This window comes from Kibdelosporangium phytohabitans (genome assembly GCF_001302585.1).
GTDB lineage: Bacteria > Actinomycetota > Actinomycetes > Mycobacteriales > Pseudonocardiaceae > Kibdelosporangium > Kibdelosporangium phytohabitans.
On the sequence record NZ_CP012752.1, the window covers coordinates 2,670,017 to 2,690,871 of the forward strand.

Genomic DNA, 20,855 nt, shown 5'->3' on the forward strand with positions numbered 1-20,855 from the left:
TCCGCCGCTCCGTGATCCTTGACAGGAGTGATCAGCGGAAGTGGAGCGGATATCGTGATGTACCAAGAGTTTCGGGCGCTGCATGTGCCCGGCAAGCCCCTCGTGCTCGCCAACGCGTGGGACGCGGGGAGCGCTCGCCTGATCGAGGCCGCGGGAGTGGCCGCGGTGGCGACGACGAGTACCGGGATCGCTTGGAGCTTGGGGCTCCCCGACGGCGAGAACCTCGCACGTGCCGACATGCTCGAGGTTGTCCGGCGCATTGTGAGGGCCGTGGACCTGCCGGTCACGGCCGACATCGAGAGCGGTTACGCCGACAGCCTGGACGGCGTCGCGCAGACCGTCACCGAGTTCAGGGACGCCGGTGTCGTGGGCATCAACTTCGAAGACGCCTGGCACGGCGGTCCGCAGACGTTACGCGCCATCGCTGACCAGGCAGTTCGGATCAGTGCCGTCCGCAAGGCCGCGGGCGCGGACCTGTTCGTCAACGCCCGCATCGACACGTACCTGCTGTCCACCGGCGACCTGGCTGACACGATCACTCGTGCCGTCGCCTACCTCGACGCCGGCGCCGACGGTGTTTTCGTGCCAGGGCTGACGGACGTGGACGTCATCAAAGGGCTCGTCGCTGAGATCGGTGGCCCGGTGAACGTCATGGCCGGACCGGGAGCGCCCACGATCGCCGAGTTCGCCGCAGCCGGTGCCGCGCGGGTCAGCCTCGGTGCGAACCTCGCGGCCGCCGCCTACGGATCCGCGCGCCGGGCAGCGGCCGAAGCCGTCACCGCGGGAACGTACGAATGGGTCATCGAGGCGTCGGATTTCGGGCTGTTGCAGCGTTAGCGCGGCGGCAGGACCGGGCCGCCGGTCCACGTCGAGAAGATCAAGTGGGTTTCCACGCGGCCGACCTCGCGGCGGGTGGTGTACTCGTCGAGCACCAGGCGTTGCAGGTCGGCTGTGCTGCTGCACGCGACGTGCACGATGAAGTCGCTGGCCCCGGTCACGTGGTGCAGGGCCACGGTTTCCGGCAGGGACAGCACGTGTTGCACGAACGGGTCGACCACCGGCCGGGCGTGTGGCTGGACCTGCACGCTCAGCAGGGCCTGGACGCTGCGGCCGACGGCTTCCGGGGCCACGGTCGCCGCGTAGCCGGTGATCACGCCGAGACGCCGCAGTCTCGCCACTCGGTCGAGGCAGGTCGACGGCGCCACGCCGACCTGGGCTGCCAGGTCCTTGTTGGCTGTCCGGCCGTCCGCCTGCAGGATCCGGAGGATCGCGACGTCGACCGAATCCAGGGTCTCGGTGTCGGGCATGCGCCGAACCGTATCCGGCCGCGGCCCGGGAATCGAGCCGCTCGCCGAATCGCGGGGATCAATCCCGCCACCCCGCCGAACCGGGTGCGGACAGCGCGCCGCCCCGCCGAACGGACGGGGATGCTTCCGGCATGGCACTCGACACCCGCGCAGTTCACGCAGGTCGCGACGATCTCGTCGACCTGGGCGTGCACGCCGTTCCCCTGGACTTCTCCACTACCTACCCGGCGCGGGACAGCGCTGCCGAAGCGGCACGCCTGGACACCTTCGCCACCGGTGAGATGGACGGTGGCCTGCCGATCTACAGCCGCGTCAGCAACCCGACGGTCGAGCGTTTCGAGAGCGCGATCGCCGAACTCGAGGGTTGCCAGACCGCGGTCGCGTTCGCGAGTGGGATGGCCGCGCTGTCAGCGTGTCTGCTGGCGTCGGTCGTGCAGGGCAAGCCGCACGTGGTCGCGGTGCGTCCGCTGTACGGCACCACGGATCACCTGCTGGAGTCAGGGCTGCTCGGCACGTTCGTCACGTGGGCCGCCGCCGACGAGGTGGCGAGTGCGATCCGGCCGGACACCGGCCTGGTCGTCGTGGAGTCACCCGCGAACCCGACACTGACCGAAGTGGACATCGCGGCCGTCACCGAAGCCGCCGGGCCGGTGCCCGTGCTGGTGGACAACACCTTCGCGACACCTGTGCTGCAACGACCGGTCGAGCACGGTGCGCGGATCACCATGCACAGCGCGACGAAGTTCCTCGGTGGACACGGCGACGTGATGGGCGGGGTCATCGCGTGCGACGAGGAATACGCGCGCGTCCTGCGTCAACTGCGGTTCGTCACCGGCGGAGTGCTGCACCCGATGGCGGGATACCTGTTGCTGCGCGGGCTTTCCACGCTCCCTGTGAGGATCCGTGCGGCGTCGGCCACGGCGGCTGAGCTCGCGCGGCGGCTGGCCGATCACCCGAAGGTCGAGCGCGTGCACTACCCACGGATCGGCGGCGCGCTGGTGTCCATCGAGGTGACGGGCGACCCGTGCGCTGTTGTCAGCGAGGTACGGGTGATCACGCCCGCTGTCAGCCTCGGCAGCGTCGACAGCCTCATCCAGCACCCCGGTTCGCTGACCCACCGCATCATGCCGCCTGATGCCCGCGAGGACGCGGGCATCAGCGAGCAGTTGCTGCGGTTGTCGATCGGGCTCGAGGACGTCGAGGACCTCTGGCAGGACCTGGATCAGGCGCTGGTGAAGGCGTGAGTCACTTGTTGGGCGACACCAGGATCGGCGAGCCCTGCGGCACCGGCAGCACCTGCACCTTGCCGGACTTGATCGCCTCGTTGACCGCCTGCTGCTGCTGGTAGGCCTGGTATCCGGGAATCCCGCCGGGGAAGTTGGCCGCGGCCTGCTTGTCCACGTCCGCGGCCTGGCTGCGCAGCTCGGCCGCCTGCTTGTCGGTCAGGCCCTGCACCAGGCCCGGCTGGATGCCCGGTTTCTGCAGCAGCACCGAGTTGATGGTGATCAGGTCGACGCCCTGGGTGAGGCTCTTGAGCACCTCTGGCAGCTGGGCGAGTACGTCCTTTTCCCACTTCGCCTTGGCCTGCGCGTCGGTGTACAGCTTCTGCCACGGGTATTTCAGCGCCTCGTTGTCCGTGGCCCGGTCCAATGCGGCACCGACGTAGTTGCGCAACAACGCCGTCCAACCGGGTTTCATCTGCTCGCCGCCGTCGGTCGGCGCCGCGTCGTACTTGTACGCGATCAGTTCGTGGAACATCTGGAGTTTGCCGCCCGGCCACACTTTGCCGGTCGGGTCGGTGAATGGTGAGCAGTCGGTGTTCAGGGTGAATTTCACCGTCCCGTTCACCTTGATCTCCTGCGAGTCCTGCGTCGTGGACGTCAGCGGTGCCGAGTCGATGCCGTCGCCGTCGCCGAAGGTGAAGTCGCGCTGGCCGTTCGGGTAGTAGTAGTGATCGTCGTTGACGTCGCTGACATCCCGGTCGGTTTCGCATTCGACGAATTTCCGCGAGTCGAACGGACCCGCGCCGTACTGCAGCGAGACCTCACTGGACGTCGGGTTGGCGATGGAGCACCCGGCCAGCAGCGCGGCGGCGGCGAGCAGCGATAAAGCAGGCAGACGGCGTGTCATGGTTTCCCCTCGGTGTTTCTGCCGGAAATGGCTCGGCGCGGATTCTGGCACGATCATGTCAGGACCGATCCCGGCGTGTGAGCGGAACATTCCGATACGGCGATCAGGAATGCGGCACGCACGACAACCGCGCGGCCACCGGGTGGCTGGACCCGCGGGGGACTACCGTGGGCGGAGTGCGTATAGCGACGTGGAACGTGAACTCGGTCAAACAGCGTGTTCCCCGGCTGCTGCCGTGGCTGGACCAGCGCAAACCCGATGTCGTGTGCCTGCAGGAGACCAAGCTCGCCGACGAGGCGTTCACCAAGCTGCTGGGTGGGGAACTGCGCGACCGCGGCTACGAGTTCGCGCTGAACGGCGAGGTGCAGTGGAACGGCGTCGCGATCCTGTCCAAGGTCGGCATCGAGGACGTGACCGTGGGTTTGCCTGGCGCGCCTGGTTTCCCGCACGTCGAAGCGCGTGCGGTGTCCGCGACCTGTGACGGCGTACGGGTGCACTCGCTGTACGTGCCCAACGGGCGCACGCCTGATTCGGAGCACTACCACTACAAGCTCGCCTGGCTGAGCGTGTTGCGTGACGTGGTGAAGGCCGGTCCGGAGGCTGTGGTCGTGTGCGGTGACATGAACATCGCGCCTACCGATGCGGACGTGTTCGACCCGGATGCGTACAAGGACCAGACCCACGTGACGCCGCCGGAGCGGGCCGCGTTGGCCGAATTGCAGGCGTTGGGTCTGCACGACGTCATGCGCGACCGTTGGCCGGACAAGCGGGTTTTCTCGTACTGGGACTACCGGGCGGGCATGTTCCACCAGGACCTGGGCATGCGGATCGACCTGATCCTGGCCAGTTCACCGGTGGCCGCGCGGGTCCAGGCATCGTGGGTGGACAGGCAGGCGCGCAAGGGCACGGGGCCGAGCGACCACGCGCCCGTGATCGCCGACCTGGACACCGCGCCTGACGGCGACATCGGACCGGTGGTCCCGCCACCGTCCGCTCCCGCCGTCAAGCGCGGCTCGAAGAAACTCCCGCAATCGAAGTAGCTACAACGCCAGCAACGCTCGTTGCGGCAACCGTGCCCCGAACGGCCGCAGAGCCATCCGGAGCAGCACGAGCGCGTTGTCGTCGCCCGCGACGCGGTTCGCGCTGAGTTCGTCGCACGCCAGGCAGCTGTGGATGATCATCCATTCGCCGTCCGGGCGCACCGACAGGCTCAGTGCGACCATCCGGCCGCGGCAGCGTGCCCGCCGGTCACCGGGGATCCGGCCGTCGACGTGCAGGCTGGTCAGGCAGTTCGGGCAATGGTTGCGGTGTGCCGTGCCGGGCGCGTGGAAGGGCACGTCGAGACGGCAGCCGACGCACCTGAACGCGTCGCCTGGGCTGTCCCGCCGCTTGTCCTTCGACCGCTGTGGCGCACCCCGGCCCGGATTGCGCCGCGGCATCACAGGTCCCCGAACGCTTCCAGCGGGAACGGCGGCTGGGCCAGCGGCCTGACCGCCATCCGCACCAGGATGAGCTGGTTGTCGTCACCGCTGATCGGGTTGGACGTCAGCTCGTCGCACCGCGTGCAGCGGTGGATGATCATCCAGTCGCCGTTGCGCAGCACGGCGATCGAGATCGGGATCATCCGTGACTGGCAGTCGGTGCCGGACGTGTGCCGGGAGTGCAGGCAGCTGGGGCAGTGGTTGCGCAGCCGCCCGTCCGGGGCCTGCCTGGACACGACAAGTCCACATCGGACGCAGGTGAACGTGTCCGTGCTGAGATAAGGGTTCTTGATGGTCAACTCTGGGCTCCAAGCCGGGCTGTGTTCGACAGAATCACCGGAAAGGAGGGCGCCACGACGCCAGGAACGCGCTTACTCGGCGCCCTCGGGACGCACAATCATTGGCCATCTCTTTCCTAGGGCCCTGCCGGCCCGGCTCGACTACCCGGCAACGTAACACCGCCGCGAACGGTCAGACCACCGATTTTTCCGCCAGCAGCGTCTCGACGAACGCCGAGGTCAGCGGGTCCGGGGCGCTGCGGGTGTACGCCGCGAGCGGCCGTGTGACCGGCGGGTCCGGCCGCAGCACCGGGCCGTCGAAGGACGGCGGGAGGATGTTGTTCGGGACGAGGGTCGGCCCGAGTCCCGCGGCTGCCAGGATCGGGGCGGCGGCGGTCTGTTCGGTCCGGACCGCCGCTGACGGCCGGAACCCGGCCGCGGCGCACGCCTGGTCGAGCACGTCGGCGAGGCCGTGGCCCGGCGCGTAGTGCACCCAGCTGCGCGTCGCCAGCGTCACCAGTTCGACCCGGGTCGCGCCCGGCGGCGCTTCCGGGTCGATCACGACGAACTCCTCGGTTCCGAGCGTCCAGAGTGGACCTTGCCAGTCCGGGGGCGGCGGCCCGATGGCCAGGTCGGCCTGCCCGGCCAGCATCGCGGCGTGCAGTTCGTCGGTGTGCCGGTGCTCGAAGAGTCTGATGTGGACGCCTTCGCAGCGCCGCCGCCACGCCCGCAGCACCGCGGGCAGCACGCCGAGGCTGACCGAGTACAGCGTGGCCAGTTCCAGTTCGCCGGTCTCCAGGCCGGACGCCTGCCTGGCGGCGCACCGGGCACGTTCCGCGTCGGCCAGTGCCGCCCGTGCGTGCGGCAGCATCGCGCGGCCCATCGGCGTGAGACGCACCGCGCGGGGCAGCCGCTCCAGCAGCGCGCCGCCGCTGTCTTTCTCGAGCACGCGGATCTGGTGCGACAACGCGGGCTGGGTGACGTGCAACAACTCCGCCGCGCGGGTGAACGAGCCCTCGTCGACCACCGTCACCAGGTACTCCAGTTGTCGCAAACTTGTCATGAAGAGATTTTATGGCATCGGTGAAAATGAAGACTTGGACTTATGGTCGCGGCGCGCTCAAGATCGAGGCATGGAACAGAAGGTCGCCATGGTCATCGGCGCGAACGGTGTCATCGGCAGCAATCTCATCGACCACCTGGCTACTCTGGACGACTGGCGGGTGATCGGCGTGTCCCGGCGCGGCGGGCAGGACACCGGCAAGGTCCGCTACGTGTCCGCCGACCTGCTCGACCCGGCCGGCACCCAGGCCACGCTCGGCGGCCTCACCGAGGCCACGCACGTGTTCTACGCGGCCTTCCAGGACCGCCCGACGTGGTCCGGGCTCGTGCGGCCCAACGTCGAGATGCTGGCCAACGTCGTCGACGCGGTCGACCCGTTCATCCGGCACGTCAACCTCATGCAGGGCTACAAGGTCTACGGCGCGCACCTCGGCCCGTTCAAGACACCGGCGCGTGAGGACGACGCAGGCCACATGCCGCCCGAGTTCAACGTCTCCCAGCAGGAGCTGCTGGAACAACGGTCCGGCACGTGGACGTGGTCGGCGCTGCGGCCGTCCGTGGTCACCGGCTTCGCACTCGGCAACCCGATGAACCTGGCCATGGTGATCGCGGTGTACGCGGCCATGTCCAAGGAACTCGGCCTGCCGCTGCGGTTCCCGGGCGCACCGGGCGCGTACGGGCCGCTGCTGGAGATGACCGACGCCGGCCTGCTGGCCAAGGCCGCGGTGTGGGCCGCCACCTCGGCCGCCGCCGCGAACCAGGCGTTCAACATCAACAACGGCGACCTGTTCCGGTGGCCGGACATGTGGCCGAGGATCGCCCGGGTCTTCGAGATGGAGACAGCGCCGCCGCTGCGGATGCGGCTCGAGGACGTGATGGCCGACAAGCAACCGCTGTGGGACGCGATGGTCGCCAAGCACGACCTGGCACCGCACACGTACAAGGAAGTCTCGTCATGGGGTTTCGGTGACTTCGTTTTCTCGTGGGACTACGACTTCCTCGCCGACGGCAGCAAGGCGCGCCGGCTCGGCTTCCACGAGTTCGTCGACACCGAGCGGATGTTCCTCGACATCTTCGCGGATTTCCGGCGGCGCAAGGTGATTCCCTGAGCCTAGGCTCGGCTCGTGCTCTACGACTCGATCGGCGTCGGTTACGCGACCGCGCGGCGGACCGACCCGCGCTGGATGTCGGCGATCCTCGCCGCGCTGGAGGAAGCCGGGACCGTGCTCGACGTCGGCGCGGGCGCCGGCAGTTACGAACCAGCCGATCGGGTGGTCTACGCGGTCGAGCCGTCCGGCGAGATGGTCGGCCAGCGGGGTGCGGACGCCGCCCCGGTCGTCCGTGCCGTCGCGGAAGCCTTGCCTGTCAGGGATTGCGCGGTGGACGCCGCGCTGGCCGTGCTCACGGTGCACCACTGGTCCGATTGGCGCAGGGGGATCGCCGAGCTGCGCCGGGTCGCCCCGCGCCGGGTCGTGCTCGCCTACGACACCCGGCTGCACGCCGAGTTCTGGTTCGTCCGCGAGTACGTGCCGCAGATCGCCGAGCTGGAGCTGTCCCGGCCGTCCGCGCCGGACATCGCCGCCGAACTCGGCGCGGACAGCATGATCCCGCTGCCCTTGCCGTGGGACTTCACTGACGGTGTTTTCCCGGCGTACTGGCGCAGGCCAGAGGCGTACCTGACCGTGCGGGACACGTGCTCGGCGCTGGCCCAGGCGCCTCGCGAGGCGGTCGAGCGGGGACTGGCGCGGCTGCGCTCCGACGTGGCCGACGGCACCTGGCGTGAGAAGCACGCCGAGCTGCTGGAGCTCGACGAGTACGACGCGGGGTTCCGGTTGATCGTCAGCGGCTGAAAACCCCTGGTCCGCCGGTCAGCCCGTTTGTACCGTGACCCGATGCTGATCAAGCGCATCGACATCACACGACTGGATGACTGCCTCGCTCTGGCCGTGTCACGGGATTGGACGCCCGACAGGCGGGTCTGGACCCTCATGTTCGAGATCGGTGCCGTGTTCGGGATCGACGACCCGGGCGGCGGGCTCGCCGGGTGTGTGGTCTCGACCAGGTACGGAACCAGGTTGTCGGCCATCGGCATGATGCTCGTCGCGGAGGGGTTCGGCAGGCAGGGGCTGGGCACGCGGCTGATGGAACACGCCATCGCGGACGGCGGGACGGAGTCGACCTGGCTGACCGCGACCAGGTTCGGCAAGCCGTTGTACGAGAAACTCGGATTCCGGTCTGTCGGCGAGTGCACGAGGTACGCCGGTGACCTGCGGCTGCCGCCGTCCGGCGGATCCCGCCCAGTGTCCATTGAGGACGTTCCGGCGATGGTGCGGCTGGACGCGGCCGTGTTCGGCGCGCCGAGGGAGCACGTGCTGCGCGCGGTGCTGTCGGCGGCCGACCAGGTGCGTGTGATCGAGGGCACGGACGGTGTTCGTGGATACGGTGCCGCCTGGCGTAACGTGGACAACACGGCAATCGGGCCCCTCGTCGCCACCGACGAGCGGACGGCGCGGGATCTGATCGCCGATCTGGCCGCCGGGAGCGACCAGCCGATCCGGTTCCACCTCGCCGACACCCACCCTGAGCTGCGTGAATGGCTGGAGAGTCACGGTGCCGAGCGGGAGTTCGACACCACCGCGATGGTGTACGGAGCGTCGCTGCCCGGTGACAGGGAGCGCCTGTTCCTGCCTCTCACACTCGCGACTGGCTGAGAGTCTTCGAACAGACTGTCGGTGGGTACGGCTACTCTTCTGCACGCCGTACCTAGCAAACGACTCTTGGGGAGAGCGACGTCGTGACAGCCGAGACCACCTACGGGGCCGACGACCTGACGCACCTCGAAGGGCTTGAGGCTGTCCGCAAGCGCCCGGGGATGTACATCGGGTCGACCGACAGCCGCGGCGTCAACCACCTGTTCACCGAGATCGTGGACAACTCCACCGACGAGGGCATCGCCGGGTTCGCCACCCGCGTCGTGGTCACCCTGCACGCCGACGGCAGCGTGCAGGTGGACGACGACGGCCGGGGCATTCCCACCGGCGTGCACCAGAAGTCCGGGTTGTCCGGTGTCGAACTGGTGCTGACCAGGCTGCACGCCGGTGGCAAGTTCGGTGGCTCCGGCTACAAGGCCTCCGGCGGTCTGCACGGGGTCGGCGCGTCCGCGGTGAACGCGTTGTCGCACCGGTTCGACGTCACGGTCAAGCACGAGGGCAAGGTCCACGAGATCTCGTTCGCGCAGGGCGTCGCGGGCGTCTTCGACGCGCCGGGGCCCAAGGCGAAGTTCACCAAGCAACCGGGCCTCGTCCTCGTGCGCAAGATGAAGCGCGGCGAGGCGTCCGGGACCTCGATCCGCTACTGGCACGACGCGCGCTACTTCGAGAACGGCGCCGCGCTCGACAAAGAGGCCGTCCGGTCGAAGCTGCGCAACACGGCGTTCCTCGTCCCGGGTGTCACGTACGTGTTGCGTGACGCGTCGGAAGGCGCGATCGAGGAGGAGACGTTCCACTTCCCCGACGGCCTGACCGACATGGTCGAGTTCCTCGCGCCGGACGGGGAGAAGGGCGTCACCGGCACGCTGCTGATCCGGGGCACCGGGACGTACTTCGAGAACGCGGCCGACGAGAACGGCGTGATGCGGTCCAAAGTGGAACGCCAGGCTGACGTCGAGATCGCGTTCCGGTGGGGCACCGGCTACGACCGGATCGTCGAGTCGTTCACCAACACGATCCGCAACATGCACGGCGGCACGCACCGCAAGGGCTTCGAGCGCGCGGCGCTGAAGTCGTTGCAGGAAGCCATTTCCAAGACGCGCGGACTGCTCAAGCCCAAAGAGGACCCACCGCAGCTCGACGACGTGCTCGAAGGCATGACCGCGGTCATCCACGTGCGCATCCCCGAACCGCAGTTCACCTCGCAGACCAAGGACGAGCTGTCCACGGCGGGCATCACCAAGGTGATCCAGGGCATCGTCGAGCGGTACGTCAAGTCGTGGACCGAGGACCGCAAGACCAAGGCCGAAGCCAAGGTCGTGCTGCAGAAGATCGTCGACGCGGCCCGCGTGCGGCTGACGCAGAAGCAGCAGAAGGACGCCGCGAGGCGCAAGACCGCGCTGGAAGGCGCGGCCATGCCACCGAAGCTGGTCGACTGCCGTACCACGGGCGTCGCCCGCAGCGAGCTGTTCCTCGTGGAGGGCGACAGCGCCCTCGGCTCGGCCAGAATGGCCCGGGTGTCGGAGTACCAGGCGTTGCTTCCGTTGCGCGGCAAGATCCTCAACGTGCAGAAGGCGAGCCTGGCCGACACGTTGCGCAACGCCGAGATCGCCTCGATCGTGCAGGTGCTCGGCGCGGGTTCGGGTCGCACGTTCGACCTGCCGCAGATGCGCTACGGCCGCGTGATCCTGATGGCCGACGCGGATGTCGACGGATCGCACATCCGGACCCTGCTGATCACGTTGTTCGCCAAGTACATGCGGCCGGTGATCGAGGACGGCAGGCTGTACGCGGCGATGCCGCCGTTGCACAAGGTCGTCACCAAGGGCCGCAACGCGCAGACCACGTTCACCTTCACCCAGCGCGAGATGGAGACCACGGTCGCCGCGCTGGAGAAGGCGGGCAAGCAGGTCGTCACCCCCGTGCCCCGGTTCAAGGGCCTCGGCGAGATGGACGCGGACGAGTTGTGGGAGACCACGATGAACCCGGCCACCCGCTCGGTCCGCCGGATCACCATGGACGACGCGCAGGCCGCCGAGGACGCACTGGAACTGCTGATGGGCGAGAAGGTCGAGCCGCGGCGCAACTGGCTGGTCGAGTCGTCCAGCCGGGTGGACCGCGAAGCGATCGACGTCTGACCGCTTCTTCAGGACCGAGAGAGCCTTCAGGACAGAGAGAGCACTGACCAATGGCACGCCGCAAAGGCACCACGACCACACGGGTCGATCCGAGCGCGTTCGACAGCGCGGGCGCCACAGTCATCGACAACTCGTTGAAGACGGAGATCGAGGACTCCTACCTGGAGTACGCCTACTCGGTCATCCACTCCCGCGCCCTGCCGGACGCGCGTGACGGTCTCAAGCCCGTGCACCGCCGGATCCTGTTCTCGATGGAGCAGAACGGGCAACGCCCGAACACCGCGTACGTGAAGTCGTCGCGTGTCGTCGGCGACGTGATGGGCCGTTACCACCCGCACGGTGACACGGCGATCTACGACGCCATGGTGCGGATGGCGCAGGATTTCTCGCTCAACTCGCCGCTGATCGACGGCCACGGGAACTTCGGCAGCCCGGACGACGGCCCGGCGGCGAGCAGGTACACCGAAGCGCGCATGTCGCCTGAGGCGATGCTTTTGGTCGGCGAACTCGGTGAGGACACTGTCGACTTCCGGCAGAACTACGACGGTTCGCTGCAGGAGCCGTCCGTGCTGCCCGCGGCTTTCCCGAACCTGCTGGTGAACGGTACTTCCGGCATCGCGGTCGGGATGGCGACCAACATGATCCCGCACAACCTCGGTGAGGTCGTGACCGCGGCGCGCTGGCTGATCAACCACCCGGATGCCTCGCTGGACAAGCTGATGGAGTTCGTGCCGGGGCCGGACCTGCCCACCGGCGGCATGCTGCTGGGGCTCGACGAGGTCCGCAAGGCCTACGAGACCGGCCGCGGTGTCGTGCGGATGCGGGCCCGTGCGGAGACCGGGCTGCTGGAGGGCAGCCGTGGCCGCCAGGCGATCACGGTCACCGAGTTGCCGTACGGCGTCGGCACCGAGCGGATCATCGAGAAGATCACCGACGAGGTGAACAAGTCCAAGCGGCTCACCGGGATCGCGGACGTCAAGGACCTCACCGACCGGGAGAACGGCACCCGGCTGGTGATCGAGTGCAAGGTCGGCGTGAACCCGCAGGCGCTGCTGGCGGACCTGTACCGGCTGACGCCGATGGAGCAGTCGTTCGGCATCAACAACCTGGTGCTGGTGGACGGCCAGCCGCGGACGCTGGGGCTCAAGGCGTTGCTGGAGGTCTTCCTCAAGCACCGCTACGAGGTCGTCACGCGGCGCACGCGTTATCGCCGCCGCAAGCGCGAGGAGCGCCTGCACCTGGTCGAGGGCCTGCTCAAGGCCCTGATCAACATCGACAAGGTGATCCGGCTGATCCGCAACAGCGAGAACGCGGCGGACGCCAAGGACGGCTTGATGAAGCAGTTCAAGCTGTCCGAGATCCAGGCGCAGTACATCCTGGACACGCCGCTGCGCAGGCTGACCAAGTTCGACCGGATCGAACTCGAGGACGAGCAGGACAAGCTGAACGCGGAGATCGCCGAGCTGTCCAAGATCCTCGACGACGACGCCGTGCTGCGCAAGGTCGTCTCGTCGGAGCTGGCCAAGGTCGCCAAGGAGCTGACGACCGAGCGCCGGACCGCGTTGATCGACGGTGACCTCAAGGAGGTGCTGGCCGCGTCGAAACCGGCTGGTCCGCTGGAGGTCGCCGACGACCCGTGCCAGGTGATCCTGTCCGCGACGGGCCTGGTGGCCCGGACCGCGGCGGAGTCGGAGGAGTCGAACGAGGCCCGCCGCCGCAACGGCAGGGCCAAGCACGACACGGTCGCGGCGGTCGTGCACTCGACGGCACGCGGCCAGATCCTCCTGGTCACCAACCAGGGCCGTGCGTTCAAGACGGACGTGCTGCCGTTGCCGGTGCTGCCCGAGGCGCCCGGGACGGTGTCGCTCGGCGGTGGCATGGCGGCCAAGGAGCTCGTGCCGTTGGAGAAGGGTGAGAAGGTCGTCGGCATCGCGCCGCTGGGCGAGCAGGGGGCGGGCTCGCCGGGTCTCGTGGTCGGCACGAAGCACGGTGTGGTCAAGGTCTGCGCGCCGGAGTGGCCGGTGCGGTCGGACGAGTTCGAAGTGATCACGCTCAAGGATGGCGACGAGATCGTCGGCGCCACCTGGCTCAAGGACGGCACCGAGACCGTCGCGTTCGTCTCGTCGGACTCGTCGCTGCTGCGGTTCGCCGCGTCGCTGGTCAGGCCGCAGGGTCTGAAGGGCGGCGGGATGGCCGGCATCAACTTGGGCAAGGAAGCGGAGGTCGTGTTCTTCGGGGCGGTCCGCACCGACGACGACGAGCACGGCGAGCCCATGGTCGTGACCTCGACCGGGATGAGCGTCAAGGTCACTCCGTTCGCGGAGTACCCGGCTAAGGGGCGTGCCACGGGCGGTGTCCGCACGCACCGGTTCCTCAAAGGCGAGACGCGACTCGCGTTGGCCTGGGTCGGGCCACGACCGGCCGGTGCGTCCAGCACCGGCTCAGCCGTGGAACTGCCCGAGCCCGACCTGCGCCGTGACGGCTCCGGGCACGCTCACCCGGGCCCGGATGTCGTCGGGCACATCATCGAACGGGACTGAGTGGTCACTGGTCCTGCGTGCGGCTGCCGTACGCAGGACCGAACACCACCAGCAGGGCCAGGTCCTCGGTGATGTCCTCGAAGCGGTGGTCCTCACCGGCCGGGACGAAGATCACGGCACCGGGGCCGATTTCGGCCGTGTGGTCCGGTGTCACTATCTTCGCGCGGCCGGAGGTGACCACGTAGATCTCGTCCTCGGTGTGCGGGCTCTGGGTGTCCACGCCGCCCACGGGGATGCAGTACGTCCCCACGGACAAGTCCGGCACCCGCAGGTTCTCCACCCAGTCGTTCTCCGCGCCTGTGGGCGGGTTCCATTCGCCGGCACCTTTGATGATCTGCATTGCCGCAGCTTAGGGAGCTGAGGGGCCGACGTCCGACTTGTTGAGCGGTTTGCGGGAGCCGCCGAGTTCGTCGGCGCCGACGTCGTACTTGCCGGAGCGGGTCTGCAGGTCCATGTCCTTGGTCACGGAGGAGTACGTGCCCGCGGCGGTGTCGATCGCGGGACTGCCCGCGGCGAGCCGTGAGATGCCGTGGGAGTCCTGCACCAGCTTGGGGTCCACCGAGCGGTAGCCGTTGGGCATTCCGGCGCTGCCGCCCCAGGCGATGTTGCCTTCGTAGCGGACGGTCGATCCGTCGGCCATGTCGACGAGCGGGCCGCCGGTGCCGACGATGACGTTGTTGGCCACCACGCAGTCCTTGGGCTTGAAGTCGCCGCTGTCGCTGTCGATCACCGCGCTGGTACCGAGGACGGTGTTGAACGCGACCGTGACGCGGTCGGGGCGGTCGTGCCCGGTGCTGGTCGGGCCGCTGTCGGCTTCGGAGCCTTTGCCGAAGACGATCGCGCGCTGCCCGGTCGCGGCGACGTAGTTGTTGACGATCTTGTGGTCGTTGCCGTGGAACCGGATTCCCGATTCGCCGAAGATGACGTTGCCCTCGACGGTGTTCCGGTTGCCGTGGCGCAGCACGATGTAGCCCTTGCTGTCACGGATGGTGTTGTAGCGCACTGTGGTTTCGGACGCCTTCACCGAGATCGCCTCGGGGTCACCGTTGGCCTTCTCGAACAGGTTGTACTCCACGAACCCGCCTGAGGAGTACGACTGCTTGTGGCTGTAGCCGAAACGGATCGACTCGCCGCCGTTCGCGCCGCCGAACGTGTGGTTGTAGAAGTAGTTGTGGTGGATCCTGGTGCGTTTGGCCACGTCGTCGCCTGGTCCCGCGACCTGCAGGAAAACTCCCGCGGTGCTGCGGTTCTGGAAGGTGTTGCGGTCGACCTCGACGTCGTCGCCGTTCACCGTGACCCAGTTGCCGTCGCCGCTGAGCTGCACGGTGTTGCGGGTCAGCCGGATGTGGTGCGCGTCGGCCGGGATCGACACGGAGCCGCTGTGCCGGAGGTTGAATCCTTGCAGCACAACGTTGTTCACGCCGTTCGCGAACGAGAACCCGGTCGAGCCGCGGATTTCCGCGCGGCCGGTGTTCGCCGCGGTCACCGTGACCGGTTTGCCCGTTGTGCCGGATCGCTTGATCTGGATCGCGCTCGTCGCGTTGTAGCTGCCGTCGGCCAGTTCGATCCGGTCGCCGGGGTTCGCCGAGTTCAACGCGTTCTGCAGGGCGGGGAGACTGGTCACGCGGATGGTCGCCGCGGCGGCTTCGCCGGGCAGCAGGACCATGCCGGCGAGCAGGGTGAGGACCACGGGTCCGTGTCGCATCATCGCCAACTTCCTCGAAACGTCTTTCTCCGTTGGCGGCGGACACCTGAACGTTAGGCATTCATCGGGTCAGTGGTCAATATGTGCGGCCGAAGTCCCGTTCACCGGAACAGGGGCGGGTCCTCAGGGTTGGCGCCAGCGCAGCTGGTCGCCGCGGCCGGAGCGCACGCACACCAGGGGCGAGCCCGATTTCGTGATGGCGACGGCGCCTTCCCGCGGGCACCGCGTGCCTTCCCGCGCGAACGGCACACCGGGGATCTCGGGGATGGTGAACGTGGGCGGCGGGGCCGTGGTGGTGACCGGAGGTCTCGTCGTCGTCGGTTTCGGGACCGGCGGTTTGCCGGCCGTCGGTTTGATCGCCGGTGCGACCGTGGGGATGCTCGCTTCCCACGTGGGCGTCCACGGGGTCGTCGTGGTCTCCGTCGCCACCGGTGGCGGGGTGCCGCCGAAGGTCGGGATCTGGACTTGTCTGCCCTCGCTGACCTGCGTGCACGCGGCGCTCAGGAGCACCGTGGCGGCGGCAACCGCCACGCCGATCTTCCTCATCAGCGTAAACATCGGATGTGTCGTCCGTTCTGGAGCCGGGGAAGGCAACAACGCTCGCGCACACAGGCCGGTTTCGTCGCACACTACATGCAAACGTGCCCGTCTGGCGCTCGGCCGAACCGAGCATCGATGTCGGTGGGGTGTGGTACTCAGAGTCATGCCGGACATCGAGACAGCGGATGCGGTGGTCATCGGGTCGGGACCGAACGGCCTGGTCGCGGCGAACATCCTGGCGGACGCGGGCTGGTCGGTACTGGTGCTGGAGGCCGCGGCCGAGCCCGGTGGCGCGGTGCGCACCGGCGAGATCACCGCCCCCGGTTTCCGCAACGACCTGTTCAGCGCCTTCTACCCGCTCGGCGCGGCGTCACCGGTGTTCGACCGGCTCGGCCTGGAGCGGCACGGCCTGACGTGGCGGCACGCGCCGGAAGTGCTCGCGCACGTGTTCCCCGACGACCGGGTGGCCTTGCTGTCGCGCGACCTGACCACGACGGCGAAGTCTCTGGAGGCGTTCGCTCCTGGGGACGGCGATGTATGGCGTGCCGAGTTCGCCAAGTGGCAGCGGATCCGCGACCCGCTGCTGGCCGCGGTGACCGGGCCGTTCCCGCCAGTCCGGGCCTTGCGTGGGTTGCTGCGCGAGCTGGGCAGCGCCGAGCTGCTGCGGTTCGTGCGGATGGCGACGTTACCCGCGCGCAGGCTCGGCGAGGAGTGGTTCGCCGGGGACGGCGGCAAGATCCTGCTGGCGGGCAACGCGATGCACACCGATCTCGGGCCGGACCAGTCCGCGGGCGGGATGTTCGGCTGGCTGCTGACCATGCTCGGCCAGGACGTGGGGTTCCCCGTGCCGGAGGGTGGCGCGGGATGCCTGACGGACGCGTTGGTCGCACGGCTGTCCGCGCGTGGCGGTCGGGTCGCGTGCGGCAGGCGCGTCACCAAGGTGCTTCTCGGGAGCGGTGCGGCGGTGGGCGTGCGCGACGAGCACGGCGAGCTCGTGCGTGCGGGCCGTGCGGTCCTTGCTGATGTTCCGGCGCCACTGCTGTACCTGGACCTGGTCGGCGAGGAGCATTTGCCGGGAAGGCTCGTGTCCGACCTGGGGCGGTTCGACTGGGACGACGCCACGATCAAGGTGGACTGGGCGTTGGCCGGCCCGGTGCCGTGGACCGCGCCGGAGGCCGCGCGGGCGGGCACGCTGCACCTGGGCGGGGATCTCGACGGGCTGGCGGGCAACAGCAACGACCTCGCGTGCGGCCGGATCCCGCGCAACCCGTTCCTGCTGGCCGGCCAGATGACCACGACCGACCCGGCCCGCTCGCCGGAGGGGACCGAGTCGATGTGGGCGTACACCCACGTGCCGAGGGGGCAGCGGTGGTCAGCCGATCGGCTGCGCCGCCGCGCGGACCGGATCGAGCAGGTGATCGAGAAACACGCCCCCGGCTTCCGGGACCTGATCACGGCACGCGCCGTCAGCGGCCCGTCGGACTTGCAGGACCGCAACGCCAACCTGGTCGACGGCGCGGTCAACCAGGGGACTGCGGCGATCCACCAGCAGTTGGTCTTCCGTCCGGTTCCGGGCAGCGGCCGGGCGGACACCCCGATCGACCGCTTGTACGTGGCTGGTGCGTCCGCGCATCCCGGTGGCGCGGTGCACGGCGCGGCCGGTGCGAACGCCGCCCGGGCGGCGCTGGCGCGGGCGAAGTGGACCGGCGGGGGGTACGTGGCGATGAACCGTTTGGTCAACCGCGTCGTTTACGGGTGACGCCCGGTCGGGGCGTTTTGTGTTGTCGCACACCGGGTATCTGATAGCAATGTGGACACTGCTGCAGCCGCGGGTGCGTTCGCGCAACCAGGAGAAGGTCACGTTGGCGTTGCGCGGCATCGGCAGGCTGTTGCGCGATCCTGTGTGGCGGACGGCCGATCCCGGTGCGGGCCGCGGTACCGGTGTCCTCCTGGTGCCGGGTTTCGGGTTTCCCGACCAGAGTCTCGCGCTGGCCGCGAGATGGCTCACGGCTCGGGGTTACCGTCCGGTGGGAGCGCGGATCGGGTTCAACGTCGGGTGCACGACGGAGTTGGTCGACCGGCTGGAGCGGAGACTGGTGCGGCACGCGGAGGTGTGCGGTGGCAAGGTGATCGTGCTCGGTCAGAGCCGCGGTGGCTGGCTCGGCCGGCTGCTGGCGGCGCGCCGCCCGGACTTGGTGCGCGGGTTGTTCATGTTCGGTACGCCGGTGCTTGATCCGCTTGGTGCGAAACCCGAAGCGGTGCGTACCGCGTGGTGGCTGACGCGGCTCTCGGCGGTGGGCGTGCCGGGCCTGCTGGCCGAGGACTGCCTCGCCGGTGCCTGCTTCCAGACCAACAGTGCCGCGCTGGCGGCGGCTTTGCCTGACGGAATCCCCGCTGTGTCGGTGTTCTCCAGGTCCGACGGGATCGTGCCGTGGCAGTTGTGCCTGGATCCGTGCGCGGAATGGGTCGAGATCGAGTCGAGTCACATCGGCATGGGCTTGTCCCCGGCTTTCTACCGGGCTTTGGCGCCGCGCCTGGCCGGTTGGGCCGGGGACCGGCGAGGGGCGGCGACGCCGCCCCTCCCCGGACGGGTCACGGGCTGACCGGGACCGCGTGGCACTTGACCGGCTTGGCGTTGGCCGGGTCGAGTGTGTTGAGGATGACCTGGGTGGCGTTCGGGTCGAACGCGACCATGCCGTGACCGGCGCGGTCCTGTTCGCATAGGTCCTGCAGCACGACGTTGGTCGCGTTGGGGCTGTCGAGGTGGCCGCTGGTGTACGGGATCACGGCCTCGTCGTACTTCGTCATGATCATCGTGTACTTGACGCCGGGTGCGGCCACGCCGCCCTCGTTCATCTTGACGATGAAGTCGGAGCCGGCCAGGAACTGCCGTGCGGCCGGGAAGACCAGGTCGACGATGCCGTCGATGATCGGGCCGAGGCCGAACTGGCGGGCCAGTGCGTAGAGCCTGGCCAGGTTGAGCACGTTGCTGCCGTCCCACAGCGGGGTGAGGCCGACGTAGTCGCTGATCTTCGGCGCGCCACCGAGGTACTTGGCGTAGTAGTTGGGCATCAGGCTGCCCTCGGAGTGGCCGATGATGTCGACCTTCTCCGCGCCGGTCCTGGCGAGCACGCGGTCGATGAACGCGCCGAGGTCGGCGGCGCTGTGCTCCATCGGGTTGCGGCCGCCGATCTGGTTGATCGGGAACGGTGTCCCGGGTGGGACGCCGTAGGTCAGCGCGAAGACGCAGTAGCCGTTGTTGGCGAGCAGGGGAGAGATCGTCTGCCAGTTCACGGTCATGTTCGCGCTGGCGCCGTGCACGAGCACGACCGGGTCGGGATGGGCGGCGGATGGTTTGCACGACCAGTTGTTCGCACCGGGCGGGGCGGAGCCGGGCTGGGTGAGCTGCGCCTGCGCGGCTTTGGCGAAACCCGCCAGGCCGTAGGGCACCGGGTACTCCGCATCCACGGTGTCGATGGGGCTGGCGACGGCACTGGTCGTGCCCAACGCGAGCGCCAGGGCCACGGCAACGCTGCCGAGGAAAGCTGGACGCACGGGAGACTCCTATCTACTCACGAGTAGGCGAACTGATGGTGACGGGGCGCACACCCGCTGTCAATGGTTCACGATCAGTTCAAGCGATGAACGAATTCCCGCCTAAGATGTCCCGATGGCGTTGGTCGCGGGCGTTGACTCGTCAACCCAGTCAACAAAAGTCGTCGTGTGCGACGCGGAGACCGGGCAGGTCGTGCGCGAAGGCAGGGCACCCCACCCGGACGGCTCCGAGGTTCATCCGGACAAGTGGTGGCGGGCGTTCGAGGAAGCCACCGCCGACGGCCTGCTCGACGGCGTCATGTCGATCGGCGTCGGCGGTCAGCAGCACGGCATGGTCGCGCTCGACGAGCGCGACGAGGTCGTCCGGCCCGCGCTGCTGTGGAACGACACCCGCTCGGCCGGAGCCGCCGAGGACCTGACCCGCGAGCTCGGCGGGCCGGGGGAGTGGGCGAAAGCGGTCGGCTCGGTGCCGGTCGCCAGTTTCACCGTGACCAAGCTGAGGTGGCTCGCCGAACACGAGCCGGACCTCGCCGCCCGCGTCGCCACGGTCCTGCTCCCGCACGACTGGCTGACGTGGAAGCTCACCGGCGAACTGGTGACCGACCGCGGTGACGCCTCCGGAACCGGCTACTACTCCGCCACGCAGGGCGTCTACCGCGAGGACATCCTGACCAAGGCGTTCGGCCGGGTGCCCCGGCTGCCGCGCGTGCTCGCTCCCGACGAGCCCGCCGGGCGCACGCCCGGCGGAATGCTCGTCTCGGCGGGCACGGGCGACAACATGGCCGCCGCGCTGGGGCTCCGGCTCGACGACGGTGACGTGGCCGTCTCGATCGGCACGAGCGGCACGGTGTTCGGCGTCGCCGGTGAGATCACCCCGGACGACACCGGTGCGGTAGCCGGATTCGCCGACGCCACAGGCAGATTCCTGCCGCTGGTGTGCACGTTGAACGCGGCGCGCGTGCTCACCGCCACCGCGCGGATGCTCGGTGTCGAACTGTCCGAACTGGACGATCTCGCCCTGTCGGTCGAGGACGCGGGTGGGCTGGAGTTCGTGCCCTACCTGGATGGTGAGCGCACGCCGAACCTGCCGGACGCCACCGGATCGCTGCTGAACATGCGGCGCGACAACATGACCGCGGCGAACGTGGCCCGTGCGGCGGTCGAGGGGATGCTCGGCGGGCTCGGTGTCGGGCTGGCCGCGTTGCGCACCGCCGGACTTGCCGCGCAACGGGTTCTGCTGATCGGCGGGGGTGCGCGGTCGGCCGCGGTGCGAGCCGTCGCGCCGGAGGTCTTCGGTCTGCCCGTGGACGTGCCCGAACCCGCGGAGTACGTGGCCGTGGGCGCCGCCCGCCAGGCGACGTGGGCGCTCACCGGCCAGTACCCGGCATGGTGATGGCCGATTCCCGCCAGC

The 20,855-nt window shown here is 68.8% G+C and carries 20 protein-coding genes; 11 read left to right on the plus strand and 9 right to left on the minus strand.

Annotated elements, in window-relative coordinates; genetic code table 11:
* Positions 1–57: 57 nt before the first annotated feature.
* Positions 58–837 carry an isocitrate lyase/PEP mutase family protein gene (locus AOZ06_RS12245; RefSeq protein WP_054289542.1) on the plus strand — a complete coding sequence of 260 codons (780 nt, stop codon included), beginning with the start codon at positions 58–60 and terminating at the stop codon, positions 835–837.
* Here the strand turns inward: AOZ06_RS12245 and AOZ06_RS12250 are convergent.
* A complete protein-coding gene (locus AOZ06_RS12250) occupies positions 834–1,307 on the minus strand; it encodes an Lrp/AsnC family transcriptional regulator (protein WP_054289543.1) in 474 nt (157 codons plus the stop codon). The genes AOZ06_RS12245 and AOZ06_RS12250 overlap by 4 nt on opposite strands.
* 131 nt (positions 1,308–1,438) lie before the next feature.
* On the opposite strand from AOZ06_RS12250, the gene AOZ06_RS12255 reads away from it, so the two are divergent.
* Complete coding sequence (locus AOZ06_RS12255) at positions 1,439–2,551, plus strand: trans-sulfuration enzyme family protein (RefSeq protein ID WP_054289544.1); 1,113 nt, start codon at positions 1,439–1,441, stop codon at positions 2,549–2,551.
* A 1-nt stretch (position 2,552) separates the two neighbouring features.
* Here AOZ06_RS12255 and AOZ06_RS12260 read toward each other — a convergent pair whose 3' ends face one another.
* Entirely contained in the window at positions 2,553–3,437 is an 885-nt protein-coding gene (locus tag AOZ06_RS12260) for a hypothetical protein (protein WP_157232986.1), read from the minus strand.
* A gap of 176 nt (positions 3,438–3,613) precedes the next feature.
* Between AOZ06_RS12260 and AOZ06_RS12265 the strand changes: the two genes are divergently transcribed.
* A complete protein-coding gene (locus AOZ06_RS12265; RefSeq protein WP_470303344.1) occupies positions 3,614–4,477 on the plus strand; it encodes an exodeoxyribonuclease III in 864 nt (287 codons plus the stop codon).
* Here AOZ06_RS12265 and AOZ06_RS12270 read toward each other — a convergent pair whose 3' ends face one another.
* The 3 genes from AOZ06_RS12270 to AOZ06_RS12280 all read right to left on the minus strand — a co-directional run bounded on the left by AOZ06_RS12270 (position 4,478) and on the right by AOZ06_RS12280 (position 6,259).
* Complete coding sequence (locus AOZ06_RS12270) at positions 4,478–4,876, minus strand: RNHCP domain-containing protein (RefSeq protein WP_054296606.1); 399 nt, start codon at positions 4,874–4,876, stop codon at positions 4,478–4,480.
* Complete coding sequence (locus AOZ06_RS12275; protein ID WP_054289546.1) at positions 4,876–5,217, minus strand: RNHCP domain-containing protein; 342 nt, start codon at positions 5,215–5,217, stop codon at positions 4,876–4,878. Before AOZ06_RS12275 ends, AOZ06_RS12270 begins: the two co-directional genes overlap by 1 nt.
* 172 nt (positions 5,218–5,389) lie before the next feature.
* Positions 5,390–6,259, minus strand: a complete 870-nt coding sequence (locus AOZ06_RS12280) for a LysR family transcriptional regulator (RefSeq protein ID WP_054289547.1) — start codon at positions 6,257–6,259, stop codon at positions 5,390–5,392.
* 70 nt (positions 6,260–6,329) lie between these two features.
* On the opposite strand from AOZ06_RS12280, the gene AOZ06_RS12285 reads away from it, so the two are divergent.
* The 5 genes from AOZ06_RS12285 to AOZ06_RS12305 all read left to right on the plus strand — a co-directional run bounded on the left by AOZ06_RS12285 (position 6,330) and on the right by AOZ06_RS12305 (position 13,644).
* Positions 6,330–7,367 (plus strand): SDR family oxidoreductase, encoded by a 1,038-nt coding sequence (locus AOZ06_RS12285; RefSeq protein ID WP_054289548.1) that lies wholly within the window; start codon positions 6,330–6,332, stop codon positions 7,365–7,367.
* 75 nt (positions 7,368–7,442) lie between these two features.
* On the plus strand, positions 7,443–8,108 hold the full coding sequence (locus AOZ06_RS12290) for a class I SAM-dependent methyltransferase (RefSeq protein ID WP_083472613.1): 666 nt from the start codon (positions 7,443–7,445) through the stop codon (positions 8,106–8,108).
* Between the two features lie 42 nt (positions 8,109–8,150).
* A complete protein-coding gene (locus AOZ06_RS12295; RefSeq protein WP_063810340.1) occupies positions 8,151–8,969 on the plus strand; it encodes a GNAT family N-acetyltransferase in 819 nt (272 codons plus the stop codon).
* Between the two features lie 83 nt (positions 8,970–9,052).
* Positions 9,053–11,104: a DNA gyrase/topoisomerase IV subunit B gene (locus AOZ06_RS12300; protein WP_054289551.1), complete on the plus strand. Its 2,052-nt coding sequence runs from the start codon at positions 9,053–9,055 to the stop codon at positions 11,102–11,104.
* A gap of 50 nt (positions 11,105–11,154) precedes the next feature.
* The gene (locus AOZ06_RS12305) at positions 11,155–13,644 is read left to right on the plus strand and encodes a DNA gyrase/topoisomerase IV subunit A (RefSeq protein WP_054289552.1); all 2,490 of its coding nucleotides are present in this window, start codon (positions 11,155–11,157) and stop codon (positions 13,642–13,644) included.
* A gap of 4 nt (positions 13,645–13,648) precedes the next feature.
* On the opposite strand, the gene AOZ06_RS12310 is transcribed toward AOZ06_RS12305, so the two are convergent.
* The 3 genes from AOZ06_RS12310 to AOZ06_RS12320 all read right to left on the minus strand — a co-directional run bounded on the left by AOZ06_RS12310 (position 13,649) and on the right by AOZ06_RS12320 (position 15,895).
* Complete coding sequence (locus tag AOZ06_RS12310; protein ID WP_054289553.1) at positions 13,649–13,984, minus strand: cupin domain-containing protein; 336 nt, start codon at positions 13,982–13,984, stop codon at positions 13,649–13,651.
* 9 nt (positions 13,985–13,993) lie between these two features.
* Positions 13,994–15,349, minus strand: a complete 1,356-nt coding sequence (locus tag AOZ06_RS12315) for a polysaccharide lyase 6 family protein (RefSeq protein WP_054296607.1) — start codon at positions 15,347–15,349, stop codon at positions 13,994–13,996.
* Between the two features lie 123 nt (positions 15,350–15,472).
* The gene (locus AOZ06_RS12320) at positions 15,473–15,895 is read right to left on the minus strand and encodes a hypothetical protein (RefSeq protein WP_054289554.1); all 423 of its coding nucleotides are present in this window, start codon (positions 15,893–15,895) and stop codon (positions 15,473–15,475) included.
* Between the two features lie 157 nt (positions 15,896–16,052).
* On the opposite strand from AOZ06_RS12320, the gene AOZ06_RS12325 reads away from it, so the two are divergent.
* Together AOZ06_RS12325 and AOZ06_RS12330 are read left to right on the plus strand one after the other, a co-directional pair.
* A complete protein-coding gene (locus tag AOZ06_RS12325; RefSeq protein WP_054289555.1) occupies positions 16,053–17,648 on the plus strand; it encodes a phytoene desaturase family protein in 1,596 nt (531 codons plus the stop codon).
* A gap of 49 nt (positions 17,649–17,697) precedes the next feature.
* Positions 17,698–18,492, plus strand: coding sequence for an esterase/lipase family protein (locus AOZ06_RS12330; RefSeq protein WP_054289556.1), 795 nt, complete (start codon positions 17,698–17,700; stop codon positions 18,490–18,492).
* Here the strand turns inward: AOZ06_RS12330 and AOZ06_RS12335 are convergent.
* Positions 18,482–19,444 carry a lipase family alpha/beta hydrolase gene (locus AOZ06_RS12335; protein WP_054289557.1) on the minus strand — a complete coding sequence of 321 codons (963 nt, stop codon included), beginning with the start codon at positions 19,442–19,444 and terminating at the stop codon, positions 18,482–18,484. The two genes, AOZ06_RS12330 and AOZ06_RS12335, sit on opposite strands and share 11 nt — an antisense overlap.
* Positions 19,445–19,559: 115 nt before the next feature.
* Between AOZ06_RS12335 and xylB the strand changes: the two genes are divergently transcribed.
* On the plus strand, positions 19,560–20,837 hold the full coding sequence (gene xylB, locus AOZ06_RS12340) for a xylulokinase (protein ID WP_083471645.1): 1,278 nt from the start codon (positions 19,560–19,562) through the stop codon (positions 20,835–20,837).
* Positions 20,838–20,855: the final 18 nt, after the last annotated feature.